This is a genomic window from Leifsonia lichenia, from assembly GCF_054780215.1.
On the sequence record NZ_BAAGWT010000001.1, the window covers coordinates 1 to 15,519 of the forward strand.

The following is a 15,519-nucleotide window of genomic DNA, read 5'->3' on the forward strand; positions in this document are numbered from 1 at the left end:
ATCGCTTGGGGGCGGGCGGGCGGGGGTGGGGTCAGGGGGTGGCGCGGAAGGCGTCGAGGGCCGCGCGAGTGGGGTAGGAGGACTGCGCGCCGTGGCCGGTGGCGGCGAAGGCGCCGACGGCGGCGGCGAAGGCCGCTGCCGCCGTGAGCGACTCGCCCGCAGCCAGGCGCAGCGCGAGCGCCCCCATGAACGCGTCGCCGCATCCCGTGGTGTCGACCGCCGTGACCGGGACGGCCGGAACCGTCGCGCGCTCCCCGTCGTCGAAGACGAGCGCGCCCTCCGACCCGCGCGTGACGACAGCGCGCCGGATGCCGCGACCGGCGAGCCGGGATGCGACCTCCGCCGCATCCACCGACTCCACGTCCACGCCGAGCAGCGTGGACGCCTCGTGCTCGTTGACGAGCAGCACGTCCGTCGCTGCCAGCAGTTCCTCCGGCACCTCCGCGTACGGCGACAGGTTGAGCAGCACGGTCGCGCCCTCCGCGGCGGCGCGCTGCGCGGCGGCCAGCACCACGGACGTGTCGATCTCCAGGCACAGCCCGAGCACGCCGCGTCCGGAGAACGCGCCGCTGGTGCTCACATCGTCGGCCGTCAGCCGGTCGTTCGCGCCCGGGCTGACGACGATCGTGTTCTCGCCGTCCGCGTTCACCGTGATCATCGCCGTGCCGGTGGCGACCCCGTCGAGCCGGCGCACGCCGTCGACGTCCGCGCCGGCGCGGCGCAGCGAGCCGGTCAGCAGCTCGCCGTGCGCGTCGGCGCCGACGGCCCCGAGCATCCGGACGTCGCCGCCGAGCAGCGCGGCCGCCGCGGCCTGGTTCGCCCCCTTGCCTCCCGGCAGGGTCACCAGCTCGGAGCCGCGCACGGTCTCCCCCGGTCCGGGGAAGCGGTCGGTGCGCACGACGAGATCGGCGTTCAGCGAGCCGACGATCAGGATGCCGGAGTCAGTCATGCCACAACCCTCTCATCTTCCTCTGGTCACGCCTCGGCCGTCACGGGCTTCGGGATGAGGAACGACACCGCGAGCGCGACGACCGTGATCGCGGCCCCCACGAGCATCCCGGCGCTGTAGCCGACCGTGGAGCTGCTCCCCGCTGGGCTCAGGACCACCTGCAGCACGGGCAGCAGCGCGAAGCTGAGCCCGGCGCCGAGGTTGAACGCCCCGGCGTTGAGGCCGGGCAGGAAGCCGGGGTTGTCTGCGGGCGACAGCACGATGCCGAGGCCGTTGAGCATGATGTTCGCGATGCCCGCGTAGCAGACGCCGATCAGCACGGTCGCGATGATCAGCACCGGCATCGAGTGCACGCCGACGAACGCCATGATGAGCGTCGCGACGATGCTGCCGACGAGGCCGACGCGCAGCACGGTGCGGTAGCCGAGTGTCGGAGCGAGGCGTCCGGCGAACGGCCCGACGATCCAGCCGACGATCGCGTACGGGGTGAGGAACGCCAGGGAGGCGAGGTCTGCCTGCATCCCGAACCCCGCGTCGCCGTTCTGAGCGAGCGACGTGACGAGTCCGTTGACGACGGCGAAGACGCCGGTCATCGTCAGCAGCGTGGTCACCAAGAGTGCCCAGGTGCTGCGCTGGCGCAGGTACTTCGGCGGCACCAGCGGCTCCCGGATGCGCTTCTCCACGAACCAGAACACCACGAACGCCACGAGCGACAGCACGATCCCGCCGATGACGAGCGCCCAGTTCGCCGCAGCGAGCTTGCCTGCCTCATTGAGGGCCATGAGCAGCGCGCCGATCGAGACGACCAGCGGGATGACGCCCCACCAGTCCATCCGCGTTCCTGCGGAGGGCTTCGACTCGACACCCCAGATCATGACCAGCGCGACGGCGATCACCGAGACGACCGCGATCACCCAGAAGACCGAGCGGAAACCGAGGGTGGTGGCGAGCCAGCCGCCCGCGATGGCGTCGATTCCGGCGATGCCGCCGTTCACCGCGGTGAGCAGGCCCATCGCAGCGCCGTACTTCTTCGGGTCGGAGATCTCGGCGCGCAGCATCAGCAGACACACCGGCACCACAGGACCGGACACGCCCTGGATGGCGCGGCCGACGTACAGCATCGGCAGGTTGACGGCGAGGGCGGCGACGATGCTTCCGAGCATCATCACCACGAGCATCCCGATCAGGATGCGCTTGCGGCCGACGATGTCGCTCAGTCGCGGCAGGAACAGCGAGAACAGCGCCGCGAGCGTGAAGAACATCGTCTGCGAGAGGCCGACCGATGCGTCGTCGGTCTTCAGCTCGTGCGCGATGGTGACGAGCACGGGGCTCAACATGCTCGCGTTGAGCTGGAAGGCGACGCAGGCGGCGAGCAGCGCCGCGGTGAGCGCGGCGAGGCTCTTGCCGCCGCTGGTGAGGCCGGTGCGGCCCGTGGATGCGCCTGGCCCGGTGGATGCGCCTGGCCCGGTGGATGCAGTCAGGTTGCTCATGCCTGCACCTCGCCGATGCGCTCGAGGGCGTCCACGACGAGCGCCCAGAAGCGCTCGTGGTCGAGTTCGGTCGCGGCCCAGGTGCTGCAGTCGTCCGGCGCAGGTGCGCGGAAGTCCGCCACGGTCATCCCGAGGGTGAGCGTGCCGGTCAGCTCGATGTCGATCGGCACCTTGACGGTGCGGACGACGCTGGGGTCGATCACGTACGCCACGGCGCACGGGTCGTGGACGGGCGGGGCGTCGAAGCCCTGCGACTCCTTGTACGTGTGGCCGAAGAACTCGAGCAGCTCGACGACGAACTGCGACGGTTTCGTGCCGACCGCTGCGATGGCCTCGACGACCTCGGGCGTCGCGAGCGCCTGGTGGGTGAGGTCGAGGCCGACCATGACCACCGGCCAGCTCTCGTTGAAGACGATGTGCGCGGCCTCGGGGTCGATCTTGATGTTGAACTCGGCGACGGCGCTCCAGTTGCCGATGTGGTAGCCGCCGCCCATGAGCACGACCTCCTTGACCCGCTCCGCGATGCGCGGCTCCTTGCGGACGGCGAGGGCGATGTTGGTGAGGCCGCCGGTCGGGACCAGGGTGACCGTGCCGGGCTCGTGCGCCATGACCGTGTCGATGATGAGGTCGACCGCGTGACGCGCATCCACCTGCATCGTCGGCTCGGGGAGGACGGGGCCGTCCATGCCGGAGTCGCCGTGGATCTCCGGCGCGTTCTCGATGGTGCGCACGAGCGGGCGGGTGGCGCCCGCGGCGATCGGGACACCGATCATGCCGGCGATCTCGGCGACGGCGAGCGCGTTGCGGGTGACTTTCGGCAGGGTCTGGTTGCCGACCACGGTCGTGACGGCGAGCAGGTCGATGTCGGGGTTGCCGTGCGCCAGCAGCATCGCGATGGCGTCGTCGTGCCCTGGGTCGCAGTCGAGGATGATTTTCTTGCCCGTATCGGTCACGGGGGCTCCACTTCGTCGGGGGATGAGTTAAGCGCTTAATGCTTATCACGTTAAGCGCTTGACGTTAAATCGGGCGCGGATACCATCGAGGTATGCCCCGACCATCCCGAGTCACAGCAGCGCAGGTGGCCGACCACGCCGGGCTGTCCATCGCGACCGTGTCGCTGGTGCTCAACGGCAAGACGGACGGGCGGGTCTCCCCCGCGAACATCGAGCGGGTTCGCGCGGCCGTGGCGGAGCTCGGCTACGTGGTCGACCAGGGCGCCAGCGCGCTCGCCCGCGGACGCTCCGACCTCGTCGTGCTGGTCGCGCCCGACCTCTCCAACCCGTTCTTCGGCTCCGTGATCCAGGGCATCGAGCAGGAGCTCGGCCCGCGCTTCCAGCTCGTGCTGTCTGTGACGGAGAGCGGAGTGCAGCCGTCGGCCTCCGATGTGCGCCGCTTCGCAGGACTGCGACCTGCTGGCTACCTGGTGGATGCGCCGTCCGACGAGTTCCTCGACGAACTGGGCGACGACGTGCCGCTCGTGGTGCTGGATGCGCCGGAGCTGCGCACCGACGTCGCCGCGGTCAACTACGACATGCGCGACGCGATCGACGAGCTGGCCGCACACCTCGCATCCCGTGGGCACCGTGCGCTCGGCTACCTGGACAGCATCACCGGCACCCGCACGTTCCAGCTCCGCAGGGAGCAGCTCACCGAGGCCGCCTCGCGCAACGGCATGACCGTGCGTGCGCCGGATGCGGCCCGCAGCATCATCGAGCTGGGTGCGGCGGCCGCGGCGTTCGCGTCGGCGTGGCCGCAGTGGCGCGCCGATGGCGTGACGGCGGTGGTGTGCGCGACCGACACGCACGCGTACGGAGTGCTGGAGGCGGCGCGCGAATCCGGGCTGTCGGTGCCGGGCGACGTGGCGGTGACGGGGTTCGACGACCTCCCGTACTCACGCGTGACGGCGCCGCCGCTGACGACGGTGCGCCTGCCGGGCGAGCCGCTCGGGCGTGCGGCGGCGCGCCGCCTCACCGCGCAGATCGACGCGCCGGTCGCCGCAGCGGCTCCCGCCGCCCCCGCCGCCTCCGCGGCTCCCGCCGCCGCCGCTCCCGCGGCTCCCGCCGACCTCGTCGCCACCTTCATCCCCCGAGGCTCCACCGCCGCCACATAATCGAGCCGGAGGTTGTGCACGCGACACGCCGAGTGGAGACGGCGTGTCGCGTGCACAAGTCCCGACTCGATGGCTACCCGAGCAGGCGTTCGAGGAGGTGCGCGTCGAGGGGGCGGTCGGTGTCGAGGACGACGCGGATGTGCGCGCCCGGCTGATCGACGGGGCCGAGGCGCTGGCCTCGGAGGTCGCAGATGGTCTGGCCGCGCGCGGGGCCGGGCGTCGCATCCACCACCACGTCGACCTGCGGCGCATTGGTCGGCAGGATCTGGCCGACCGCGATGGCGGCGGCGAGCGGGTCGTGCAGGGCGCTGGCGCGGCGGCCGTACAGGTCGACGTAGAAGTCGAAGTAGTAGCCGAGCATCGCGCCGACCGCGCGAGCCAGCGGCTTCTCGGCGGCGAGGAGGCCGGCGAGGTGCTCCTCTTCGAATGTGTTCTCCACGGTCACGTCCAGCGGCACCAGCGTGACCGGCCACGGAGCGGACAGCATGACGGCCGCCGCTTCCGGGTCGTTCCAGATGTTCGCCTCCGCAACCGGCGTGACGTTCCCGGACGCGAAGGCCGCTCCGCCCATCGCGGTCACGGCGGCGACGCGGCCTGGCAGCTCCTGGTCGAGCCGCAGCGCGAGGGCGATGTTGGTCACCGGCCCGATCGTGATGACCTCGAGGCGTCCGGCGTGCTCCTCGGCGAGCCGGATGAGGAACTCGGGAGCCGTCTCGGCGATCGGGGTCAGATCGGTGTCCGGCAGCTCGACGCCGCCGATCCCATTGCCGCCGTGCACGTGCACCGCTCCCCCGTCGAACGCGCGGGCGAGGGCGTCGTGCGAGCCGACCGCGACCGGGATGTCCCCTCGCCCTGCGAGCGCCAGGATCCGCAGCGTGTTGTCCGCGGCCTGGGCGGCGCTGACGTTGCCGCTGACCGTGCCGATCCCGACAAGCTCGATCTCGGGCGAGGCCAGCAGGTAGGCGATGGCGAGCGCGTCGTCGATGCCCGTGTCGCAGTCGAGGTAGACGGGACGGCGGCTGGTGGTGTCGGTCATGTGCACTCCGGGCTCAGTGGATGGGCGAACGTCGGCCGAACACGAGGCTACCGCGCACGCGCCCCGCGCTGGCGACGAGATGCCAGTAACTGTCGCGAAACGGCGCAGATCGACGCAGTTGCTGGCATCTCGTGGCCGAGCAGAGCTCGCCTGTGGAGAGCCGGGCGGCACGTCGGCGCACGTCAGTCGCGCGCCGCGCACGTCAGTCCCGCGTCTCGCCCCGGCGTTCCGCGGCACGGCGCGCCCGCCGTTCGCGCCACGTTAGCGTCACGTCTTCCGCCTCGCGACGTTCCCGCTCCGCCTGCGCCGCCTGGATGCGCGCGTCGCGCCGGTCCCGCCAGCGCGCGACGTCCGCATCCACGTCTCTGGTGGCTGTGACGACGGGCGGGCCGCCCTGCAACTGCCTGCGCGCCTCGACGACGCGCTTGTTGAAGTCGTGCAGGATCTCGCGGACGCGCGCCTCCGAGCCCGTCGCATCCAGTTTCGCTTCGAGCTGCTCGTTCTCGGTGCGGAGGGTGAGGGCGGGAGGGCCGAGGCCGGTGAGGCGTTCGCGCTCGATCTTGCGCCGGATCCACCAGTCGGGGTCGTGCGTGCCTGTCAGGTTCTCCAGCGGTTTTCCGGCGCCGGGGAGGTTGTCGAACTCTCCGCGGCGGATGGCCTGCTGGATGGCGTTCTCGACGACGTGGGCACGCTGATCCATCGTCGGCGCCCCCGCGTTGCTTGGCTCGGCCTCCCGTGGTTGCTCGCCCGCCTGCGCCCCCGCCCGCGCCCCCGCCCGCTCCCCCGCCTGCCGACGCTCCTCGTCGACCAGCCGGTCGACCAGATAGCGAGCGGCCTCCACGCGGGAGTCGCTGTGCTCCTCCCCTTTCGCCATGCTTCCAGCGTACGACGGAGCGGCCTCGCCGAGCTCAGCGGTCCACGATGTCGTACGTCAGGTGGGTCGCCCGAGGCGACACGACCACCTCCCGTTGCACCAGCGCAGCGGACCCGGCGACGGCGAACAGCCGCGTCCCCGACCCCACCAGCAGCGGAGACAGGTGGATGCGCAGCTCGTCGGCCAGCCCGGCCGCGATGCACTGGTCGACCACGTTCGCGCCGCCCATCACCACCACGTCCTTCTCCCCCGCCGCCTCTCTCGCCTGCCGGACGGCGTCCTCCACCCCGCCTGTCGCGAACCGGAACCGGGAGACCAGCCGCACGCGCTCAGGCACCGTGTGGGTGACGACGAAGCACGGCGGCGCGACCGCCTGGTCCTGGTCGTGGCCGTAGCCGATGTCGTCGCTCCAGCCGTCCGGTCCGTCCACGATGTCGAACAGCCGACGGCCGAGCACCACGGCGCCCGTCTCCGCGTAGCTGCGCGCCAGCACCTCCTCGTCGACCGTCGAGCGCGGCTCCTCCAGCACCCAGGCGTGGATGCCCTCCCCGCCGATGCCGAGGCCGTGCGCCAGGTCGACGTCCGGTCCGGTCACATACCCGTCGAGCGACATCGAGATGTCTGCGATCACTCTGCTCACGATGGTCCTCCGATCACTTTCCATTGGACAGGTACAGCACTGCCGGCCCGGACGGGAACGGCGAGGAGAACCCGACCGACCCCGGCGCATCGACGACCACCGGTTCGCCGGACGTCGTCTCCCTGTTGCTCACATCGAACCACTCCACGGCGTACACGCCAGCGGGAAGGTCGACCGTGAACGGGCCGTCCTCCGGTTGCAGCACCAGGTGCTCGACGCCGGGGTTCACCAGCGCGTATCCTGTGGATGCGGTCTCCCCGCCGGGCAGCGCGTCGATCAGCCCCATGCGTTCGGCGTACCGTCTGGTGTCCCCCATCGCCCACCTCGCCGCTTCGTACGCCTCGAACGGCGGCACGCCCGTGTCTGCGGGGTCGGCGTCCGTCGGCTCGAGGCCGCCGATCAGCCCGAAGTCCATCAGGATGGGGTGGCCTCCGCGCAGGAACGTCTTCCACGCCCACAGGGCGTCGCCCTGGCCGGGTGCGTAGTGGTCGGTGTCGCTGACGATCACTTTCGCGCCGTCTGCCGCGGGCGGGTCGGCGTACCAGTGCGACGGCGGCGCGCCTGGGGCCATCGGGTGGCCTCCGTCCGCGAAGATCTCGTCGTCGTAGCCGGGCGAGATCCATTCGGCGCGGCTGGCGAGCAGAGGGTCGTTGACCGCGGTCTGCGTCGCGACGGGGAACTGCATGGTCATCCCGATGGGATGCGGCGCATACCCCTGCGCCGCCTCGTGCGACTTGACCGTGTCGATCACCCGGTACTGCCACGCTGTCGAGTCTCCCCAGTGCGGTGCGGTGCTGAGGCCGATGAACCCGGCGAACTCGTCGGTGACGGAACCGCCGCCCGACGATTCGTTGGCGACCTCCCACAGCACGGTGGGGAGATCGTGGAGCGTGTCGACGACGCGGCGGATGTACGCATCCTGAATCGCCTGCACGCGAGGATCGAGCGGCAGCACCTGCAGGTCGTCGATGGATGCGGCGGAGATGCCGTTCACGTTGTTGGCGGCGTGGAACGGGTGACCTTCGATGTGGTCGGGGGCCGGGCTCAGGTGCAGCGCCCAGCCGTCGAACAGCATCACGCCCACGTAGATGCCCGCGCTCGCCGCCGCGACCACCCTGTCGCGGAGCCGCTGGAAGTACGCGTCGTCCTGCTGGTCGAGGTCGAAGCGCGGCTTGCCGTCCTTGGCTGTGCCGCCGCCCGTGCGCAGCCACGGCTGCGGGCTCATGTTCAGGTGGTAGTTGCCGCCCGCCGCCTGGGAACGGACCTGCTCCCAGCGCCACAGCCGGATGAAGTTGTGGCCGCGCTCGCTGAGGAAGCTCAGGTATGCGTCGAAGTCCATCCGCTCCGGCTCGGCCGGGCTGCCGGGGCTCTGGCTGTCGGGGCTCTGGCTGTCGGGGCTCTGGCTGTCGGGGCCTGGGCCCATCCCGTCGTGGAAGTTGTTCCAGATGTGCGACCCGGTGAGGTAGACCGCCCGCCCGGCGTCCGGGCCGGATGCGGGGGTGAAGTACCGCGGGTTCTTCGGCGAGACGATCAGCGGTCCCGTCGCCTCAGGTGTGGATGTCATACGCGCCTCTCCATTCGTGGTGGTCTCGCTGACTCCGAGTCTCCTGCGCTGTCCCGTCGGGAACATCGGCCAGGTGGCCGATACTCCGAGGGCGGCGTGGCCGACAGGGTCGACCGCCCCCGCCTGCCCGTGGTCACGCGGCGTGGCCCGTGGCAGGGTGGAGCCATGACCACGCGCGAGGGGCACGCGGAGCGCACGCCGACCTGGCGGGCGGACGGTCCGGCTGTCCCGTTGACCAGCTTCGTCGGGCGCGCAAGCGAGATCAGAACCGCCGACGAGCTCGTGAACGGCTCGCGCCTCGTGACGCTGACCGGCCCGGGCGGTGCAGGCAAGACCCGGCTCGCAGCGGAGGTGGCGCGCGGCCGTGCCGACCGGCATCCGGATGGCGTGCGCTGGGTCGACCTGTCCACGCTGACCGAGGGAGCAGAGGTCGCCGCCGCTGTGGCGACGGCTGTCGGCGCGGCCGTCGGCGCGCCCGTCGTCGGCGACCAGCTCAGGACGGTCTGCGCCCACCTGTCCGCGCGGCGTGTGCTGCTCTGCGTCGACAACGCCGAACATCTTCTCGACGGTGTCAGCGAGACCGTGACCGCGGTGCTGCAGAGCTGCCCCGGCGTCACGGTGCTCGTCACGAGCAGGGAACCGCTCGGGATCGCGGGAGAGGCCGTGCTCGGCGTGCCTCCCCTGTCCGACGACGACGCGGTCGCCCTGTTCGTGGATCGTGCGCGCCTGGCGCGGCACGGCTTCGCTCTGGACGATCAGTCGGAACCGGCGGTCCGCTCGATCGCCGCCCACCTCGACGGGATCCCGCTCGCCATCGAACTCGCCGCCGCGTGGATGCGCACACTCACCCCCCGCCAGGTGGAAGAGGGACTGGACGATCGCTTCGCCATGCTCGTCCGCGGCCCTCGCGGAGCTCAGCGCCGTCAGGCGACGCTCGCCGGGTCGATCCAGTGGAGCCACGACCTGCTGGACGAGGTGGACCGCGTGGTGTTCCGCCGCCTCTCCGTGTTCTCCGGGACCTTCGGGATGCGGGCGGCTCAAGCGCTCTGCGCCGGCGGGGCGGGGTCGGCGGTGCTGCCGGCCGACGTGCTGTCCTCCCTCGGCCGCCTCGTCGACAAGTCCCTCATCGTGGTGACCGAGCACGACGGCGACGCACGGTACCGGCTGCTGGAGACCATCCGCGCCTACGCCACGGCCCGCGCCGTCGACGCGAAGGAGCGCGACGACCTCCGCTCCCGTCACCTGGCGTGGTGCGTGGACCTCGCCGAATCCGCCGAGCGAGCCAGGGAGAACGACGACGACCGGTGGCGGGATGCTCTTCTGACCGACTACGACAACCTGGCCGCCGCACTGGACAGCGGCCTCGCCGCGGACGATCCGGACGCCGCCCGCAGGCTCGCCGCGTCCCTCGCCTGGTTCTGGCATTTCGACCGCAGGGGCAGGGATGGTCTGGACCTCCTGCGCAGGGCGGTCGAACGCTCCCCCGACGACCGCTCCCTGCTTCAGGCCCGGCTGCTGACCGGCTTCGCCCTCGTGGCCGACACGGCCGGACCGCTGGACGTGGAGTACGAGGCCGCCTCCCGCGCCGCGGAGCTCGCCGCGGAGGTCGGCGACGACGGGCTGCTCGCGCTGTGCCTGAACCTGCTCGCCGTCGGGGCGTTCTACACGGACTTCGACGAGGCGTGGGCGCTGTGCGATCGGGCCGCCGCAGCGGCCGAGTCGAGCGGCAGCGTCGTCGTCCGGGGCGGGGCGCGGGCGCTGCAGGCGATGATCCTGCACCTGCAAGACCGGCACGAGGAGGCGCGGACGCTCGCCGACGAGTCCGTGATGGATGCGCTGCAGCACCACCACGGCATCCTCTCCACCCTGCTCGTCTACCAGGCGGACGGCGCATACGCCTGCGGCGATCCCGCACGCGCACAACTGCTGGCGGAGGAGGCCCTGCGGATGGCTGAGCCGCTTGGCGACTACCTCCGCCTGGGCTTCGCCCGCTCGATGCTCGCGCAGCTCGTCGCGCTCCGAGGCGACCCGGCCGGAGCCGCGGAGGTGCTGGAGCCGATCATCCGGTTCGCCGGCAGGGCGGAGGTCTTCGTGCCCGGACTCGACCGCGCCGCCGCGGAAGTCTCGATGCTCTCCGGGGATGCGGTGTCGGCCATCGAGCGCCTGCGCCCGTCCGCGTCCTCCACCGAACGCGGAGCGCCCACCTGGATGACCGGCCGAGCGCTCCCGCGCCTCGGAGCCGCCCTCGCCGCCGCCGGCCGCACGGACGACGCTGCCGCCGTGCTCGACCGCGCGGTGGATGTCTGCCGCCGACTGGGCCTTCCCGGGGCGCTCGCGGAGGCGCTCTTCGCGCAGGCGGAGCTGGCCGCCGGGGGCGCCGGCGCTGGCGCTGGCCCTCGCCCTCGCCCTCGCCCTGGCCCTGGCCCTGGCCCTGATGCGGTCCGCGGCGCCCGCGCCCGCACCGGCCACGGCGGCCTTGAGCGCGCGGCCGAGCTCCACCACGCCGCACTGACGATCCGGGTCGAGCACGGTCTGAGGACGGCACAGCTCGATAGCCTGGACGCGCTGGCCAGGATCGACGCGGCGGCCAGGATCGACGCGGCGGCCAGGATCGACGCGGCGGAGAAGCCGCTGCCCGATGTCGTGCGCATCCTGTCCGCAGCATCGAGCGCGCGTTCGCGCCTCGGGCTTCCGCGCTCGGCGGCCCAGCACGCTGCGCACGACGCCGTCATCGCCGCCCTGCGCGACGCGCTCGGCGACGCTGTCGTCGACGCCGCCGAGGCGGAGGGCGCACGCCTCGCCCTCGATCAGGCCGTGAGTTCCGTCCGCCGCGCTCGCGGACCGCGCGGCAGACCGGCGAGCGGCTGGGCGAGCCTCACCCCCACCGAGCGCGAGGTCGCCTGCGTCGTCGCCGAAGGCCTCAGCAACCCCCAGATCGGCACCAGGCTCTTCATGAGCCGCGGCACCGTGAAGACCCACCTCTCGCACATCTACGCGAAGCTCGGCATCGCGGGCAGGACGGAGCTCGCTGCCGTGGCGGTCGCTCAGTCGGCGGGGGCGGACTCCGCGGACTCCGCGGGCTCCGAGGGCTCCGCGGGCTCGGCGGGCTCCGCGGGCTCTTCGGGCTCCGAGGGCTCGGCGGGCTCCGCGGGCTCCTCCAGCCGCCTCTGACGCAGGCTCGGGATGCGCGACCCGGCCCACCCCGCACCCACAGCCTGACGCGACCCGCCCATCGCGCCCGCCTCGGTCACGCGCCGATCGCGTCCAACTGCTGAACCGCATCCACCGGAAGCTCCAGCCCCGCCCCCGCGACGTTCTCCCGCAGGTGCGCCCGTGTCGACGTGCCAGGGATCAGCAGCATGTTCGGCGAGCGCTGCAGCAGCCACGCCAGCGCGACCGCCATCGGCGTCGCGCCGAGCTGCGCGGCCACGTCGGCGAGCGCGTCCGACTGCAGCGGGGTGAACCCGCCGAGCGGAAAGTACGGCACGTATGCGATGCCCTGGCGCGCCGTCTCCTCGACCATCGCGTCGTCGTCCCTGTGGGCGATGTTGTAGAAGTTCTGCACTTCCACGACGGGTGCGATCGTCTGCGCCTCCGCGAGCTGTTCGACGCTGACCGTGCTGAGCCCGATGTGCCGGATGTGCCCCTGCTGCCGCAGTTCGGCGAGCGCCTCCACCTGGGGAGCGATGCTGCCTGGCTCCGGCTCCCCGAAGCCGCCCATCCGCAGGTTGACGACGTCGAGCGCGTCCAACCCCAGCGAGCGCAGGTTGTCGTGGACCGCGGCGCGCAGCTCGTCCGGGGTGCGGGCGTCCGGCCAGCCGCCTTTCTCGTCCCGCCGGGCGCCGACCTTCGTGACGATGTGCAGATCGTGCGGGTACGGCGCGATCGCTTCCCTGATGATCTCGTTGGTGACGTGCGGCCCGTAGTACTCGGCCGTGTCGATGTGCGTGATGCCGAGCTCGACGGCCTCGCGGAGCACGGCGACGGCCTCTGCGCGGTCGGCGGGCGGACCGAAAACGCCCGGTCCAGCGAGCTGCATCGCGCCGTAGCCGACGCGGGTGAATTCGAGATCGCCGACGGTGTACGTGCCGCCGGGGAGGATCGAGGATGCCATGGTTCCTTCCCGCCGCGCGGCCTCGTGCCGGGCGACGGTTCCTACGATGCTCCTCTTTCGTGTGCGCTGGCAGTGCTGCGGCAATGAGCGTTTCGGATCGGTTGGATGCGGTCTCTGGCGCACATCCACCGATCGGTGCTATATTCACCCACATGGGTGAATATCAAGCGGCAACACTGGACCGGGTGTTCGGGGCGATCTCCGACCCGACCCGCAGGGAGATCCTGAACAGGCTCGCCGGCGGCGACGAACGCGTGACCGAGGTGGCGAGCAACTTCACCATCTCCCTCAACTCGGTCTCCAAACACGTCCGCGTGCTCGAACAGGCCGGGCTGGTGACCCGCACCATCCAGGGCCGCAACCACGTGCTATCCCTCAACGCCGACCCGATGTCGCAGGCCGCCGAATGGATCGACCACTACCGGGCGTTCTGGACCGACCGCCTGGCGGCGCTGGACCGCTTCGTGACCGGGGCCGGGTCCGTGACCGGGGCGGATGCGGCATCCATCGCGGATGCCGCGCCCACCTCACGCACCGCATCCACCGACTCCTCCCCCACGAAAGGCGACCGTTGACCTCCACCGTCCCCACCACCCCGCTGGTCGTCTCCCGACTGATCGCCGCCGCCCCTGAGCCCCTCTTCGACGCCTGGCTGAACCCCGACGCCCTCGCCGTCTGGATGCGCCCCGGCAACGCCACCCACACCGACGTCACCGCGGACCCGACTGTCGGCGGCGAGTTCCGCATCGTCATGCACAACCTGGATGCGCCCATCGTCCACCGCGGAACCTACCTGACGATCGACCGGGCCACCCGCCTCGCGTTCACCTGGCGCTCGCCGGTCACCGAGGACGAGGAGACGCTGGTCACCGTCGACTTCGAGCCCCGCGCATCCGGAACAGAGGTCATCGTCACCCACGAACGCCTGCCGCACCAGGCAGCAGTGGATGCGCACTCCGACGGCTGGACCGACTGCCTCACCGGCCTCGCCGTGTACACCACGACAACCGCAACGAAAGGACACTACTGAGATGGTCGACATCCTGCACCAAGTGGGCGTCAAGGACGCCTCCCCCGATGACGCCTACCGCGCCATCACCACCCTCGACGGGCTGTCGGGCTGGTGGACGGAGAACACGACGGGGGATCCCGCGATCGACGGCGTGATCCGGTTCCGGTTCGAGCCGGGCGACATCGACATGAAGGTGGTCGAGCTGCACCCCGGCTCTCGCGTGCGCTGGGAGGTCGTCGACGGCCCGGCCGAGTGGATCGGCACCCACGTGAATTTCGCGCTGGAACAGGACGGCGATTACACACTGATCCGGTTCATCCACGAGGGCTGGGCAGAGCCGGTTCCGTTCATGCACCACTGCTCCACGAAGTGGGGCGTCTTCATGCTGAGCCTGAAGTCGCTGCTGGAGACGGGCGAGGGCGCCCCGGCGCCGCGAGACCAGAAGATCGACGCGTGGAACTGACGCTCAGCAGACCGGAGCGATGATCGAGTCGGCTCGACGGCCCTAGGAGCGGGTGCGACGTTCAGTCTCGCCAGCGGTCGCGGGGGCGGTGTCCCGTCGATCGTCGGAGGACGGGACGCCGTCGATCGCCCTGTCCTCCGGCGGCGCGTCACCGGACGGCGCGTCACCTGGCGCCGCGTCACCGGAGGGCGCCTCATCGGGCCGCGTGTCACCGGACGGCGCGTCGTCTTGCAGAGCCTGTCTGATGATCTGACGAGGGTTGTACTGGCGGGGGTCGAGCTTCTTCCAGTCCACGTCGTCGAAGTCGGGACCGAGCTCCTCGCGCATCCGGTCTCGTGCACCGTCGGCCATGCGCCGCAGAGCGGTCACGAGCGCGGCGAGTTTGCTCGCGTAGGCCGGGAGCCGCGCCGGACCGACGAGCGCGATCGCGATGACAGCGATCACGATGAGCTTCTCGAACGAGAATCCGAACATGGGAACTCCGGTCGTCAGGTGCCGAGTGCGGCACTGAGGGCGGCGGCAGATCGCGCGACCCGCCGGTCGTGGAGCCACGCGACCCCGGCTGCGGCGAGATAGAGGACGACCATCGGGATCGCCAGCAGGAACATCGAAACGATGTCAGCCGACGGTGTTGCAATAGCGGTGAACAGCACGATGGAGATCAGCGCGACACGCCACGAACGTAGGATCGTCCGCGCGCTGAGCACCCCGACGACGTTGAGCAGCACGAGGAACACGGGCAGCACGAAGGCGATACCGATCGCGAGCACGAGCTTCAGAATGAAGTCGAAGTAGTCGGATGCCTGGATGAACGAACTGGATCCGTCGGGCGCGAAGCTCGTGAGCAACTGGACGATGTGAGGCACGACGAGTGCTCCCGAGGCGCATCCAGCCAGGAACAACGGCACAGCGGAGAGGAAGAAGCCCAGGCCGTAGCGCAGTTCCTTGCGGGTGAGAGCCGGCACCAGGAACGCCCAGACTTGATAGAGCCAGATCGGGCTCGACAGCACGACCCCGATCGTGACCGCGATCTGGATGCGCAGGTCGAACGCCCCGGTGATGTTGTCGTAGTTGAGTTCGGCGAGGCGATGCTGCTCCTCGGCCAACGCGACGATGGGTGCGCGCATCGCATCCAGGACGAGGCCGGAGAGGAACCATCCGGCAATGGATGCGAGGAGCACGGCGCCGGCAGCCCAGACGATGCGATGGCGGAACTCGCGCAGGTGCTGCGCCAACGTCATCCGGGACTGGCGGCGCGTGCGCGTCC

General features: G+C 71.1%; 15 protein-coding genes. 5 read left to right on the top strand and 10 right to left on the bottom strand.

Annotated elements, in window-relative coordinates; translation table 11 throughout:
* Positions 1-31: 31 nt before the first annotated feature.
* The 3 genes from ACYVGI_RS00005 to uriH are packed head-to-tail and all read right to left on the bottom strand — an operon-like array spanning position 32 to position 3,392.
* Complete coding sequence (locus tag ACYVGI_RS00005) at positions 32-949, bottom strand: ribokinase (protein ID WP_460630645.1); 918 nt, start codon at positions 947-949, stop codon at positions 32-34.
* A gap of 26 nt (positions 950-975) precedes the next feature.
* Positions 976-2,439, bottom strand: coding sequence for a uridine transporter UriT (gene uriT / locus ACYVGI_RS00010; RefSeq protein WP_460630646.1), 1,464 nt, complete (start codon positions 2,437-2,439; stop codon positions 976-978).
* Complete coding sequence (gene uriH / locus ACYVGI_RS00015; protein WP_460630647.1) at positions 2,436-3,392, bottom strand: uridine-preferring nucleoside hydrolase UriH; 957 nt, start codon at positions 3,390-3,392, stop codon at positions 2,436-2,438. Before uriH ends, uriT begins: the two co-directional genes overlap by 4 nt.
* Positions 3,393-3,484: 92 nt before the next feature.
* Between uriH and ACYVGI_RS00020 the strand changes: the two genes are divergently transcribed.
* Positions 3,485-4,549: a LacI family DNA-binding transcriptional regulator gene (locus ACYVGI_RS00020; protein ID WP_460630648.1), complete on the top strand. Its 1,065-nt coding sequence runs from the start codon at positions 3,485-3,487 to the stop codon at positions 4,547-4,549.
* 73 nt (positions 4,550-4,622) lie between these two features.
* Here the strand turns inward: ACYVGI_RS00020 and ACYVGI_RS00025 are convergent, their stop codons facing one another.
* The 4 genes from ACYVGI_RS00025 to ACYVGI_RS00040 form a co-directional block, all read right to left on the bottom strand.
* Positions 4,623-5,585, bottom strand: a complete 963-nt coding sequence (locus tag ACYVGI_RS00025; protein WP_460630649.1) for a nucleoside hydrolase — start codon at positions 5,583-5,585, stop codon at positions 4,623-4,625.
* A gap of 202 nt (positions 5,586-5,787) precedes the next feature.
* Positions 5,788-6,459 carry a DnaJ family domain-containing protein gene (locus ACYVGI_RS00030; RefSeq protein WP_460630650.1) on the bottom strand — a complete coding sequence of 224 codons (672 nt, stop codon included), beginning with the start codon at positions 6,457-6,459 and terminating at the stop codon, positions 5,788-5,790.
* 34 nt (positions 6,460-6,493) lie between these two features.
* Complete coding sequence (locus tag ACYVGI_RS00035; protein ID WP_460630651.1) at positions 6,494-7,099, bottom strand: dihydrofolate reductase family protein; 606 nt, start codon at positions 7,097-7,099, stop codon at positions 6,494-6,496.
* A gap of 13 nt (positions 7,100-7,112) precedes the next feature.
* Positions 7,113-8,663, bottom strand: coding sequence for a hypothetical protein (locus ACYVGI_RS00040; protein ID WP_460630652.1), 1,551 nt, complete (start codon positions 8,661-8,663; stop codon positions 7,113-7,115).
* A gap of 165 nt (positions 8,664-8,828) precedes the next feature.
* On the opposite strand from ACYVGI_RS00040, the gene ACYVGI_RS00045 reads away from it, so the two are divergent.
* The gene (locus ACYVGI_RS00045; protein ID WP_460630653.1) at positions 8,829-11,834 is read left to right on the top strand and encodes a LuxR C-terminal-related transcriptional regulator; all 3,006 of its coding nucleotides are present in this window, start codon (positions 8,829-8,831) and stop codon (positions 11,832-11,834) included.
* Between the two features lie 76 nt (positions 11,835-11,910).
* Here ACYVGI_RS00045 and ACYVGI_RS00050 read toward each other — a convergent pair whose 3' ends face one another.
* Entirely contained in the window at positions 11,911-12,777 is an 867-nt protein-coding gene (locus ACYVGI_RS00050) for an oxidoreductase (RefSeq protein WP_460630654.1), read from the bottom strand.
* Positions 12,778-12,929: 152 nt separating this feature from the next.
* Here ACYVGI_RS00050 and ACYVGI_RS00055 point away from each other — a divergent pair, with 152 nt between their 5' ends.
* The 3 genes from ACYVGI_RS00055 to ACYVGI_RS00065 are packed head-to-tail and all read left to right on the top strand — an operon-like array spanning position 12,930 to position 14,252.
* Positions 12,930-13,352 (top strand): ArsR/SmtB family transcription factor, encoded by a 423-nt coding sequence (locus ACYVGI_RS00055; protein ID WP_460630655.1) that lies wholly within the window; start codon positions 12,930-12,932, stop codon positions 13,350-13,352.
* Positions 13,349-13,807, top strand: a complete 459-nt coding sequence (locus tag ACYVGI_RS00060) for an SRPBCC family protein (RefSeq protein WP_460630656.1) — start codon at positions 13,349-13,351, stop codon at positions 13,805-13,807. Before ACYVGI_RS00055 ends, ACYVGI_RS00060 begins: the two co-directional genes overlap by 4 nt.
* A gap of 1 nt (position 13,808) precedes the next feature.
* Complete coding sequence (locus tag ACYVGI_RS00065) at positions 13,809-14,252, top strand: SRPBCC family protein (protein WP_460630657.1); 444 nt, start codon at positions 13,809-13,811, stop codon at positions 14,250-14,252.
* A 42-nt stretch (positions 14,253-14,294) separates the two neighbouring features.
* Here the strand turns inward: ACYVGI_RS00065 and ACYVGI_RS00070 are convergent, their stop codons facing one another.
* Together ACYVGI_RS00070 and tatC are read right to left on the bottom strand one after the other, a co-directional pair.
* Positions 14,295-14,726, bottom strand: a complete 432-nt coding sequence (locus ACYVGI_RS00070) for a Sec-independent protein translocase family protein (protein WP_460630658.1) — start codon at positions 14,724-14,726, stop codon at positions 14,295-14,297.
* A 14-nt stretch (positions 14,727-14,740) separates the two neighbouring features.
* On the bottom strand, positions 14,741-15,493 hold the full coding sequence (gene tatC, locus ACYVGI_RS00075) for a twin-arginine translocase subunit TatC (protein WP_460630659.1): 753 nt from the start codon (positions 15,491-15,493) through the stop codon (positions 14,741-14,743).
* Positions 15,494-15,519: the final 26 nt, after the last annotated feature.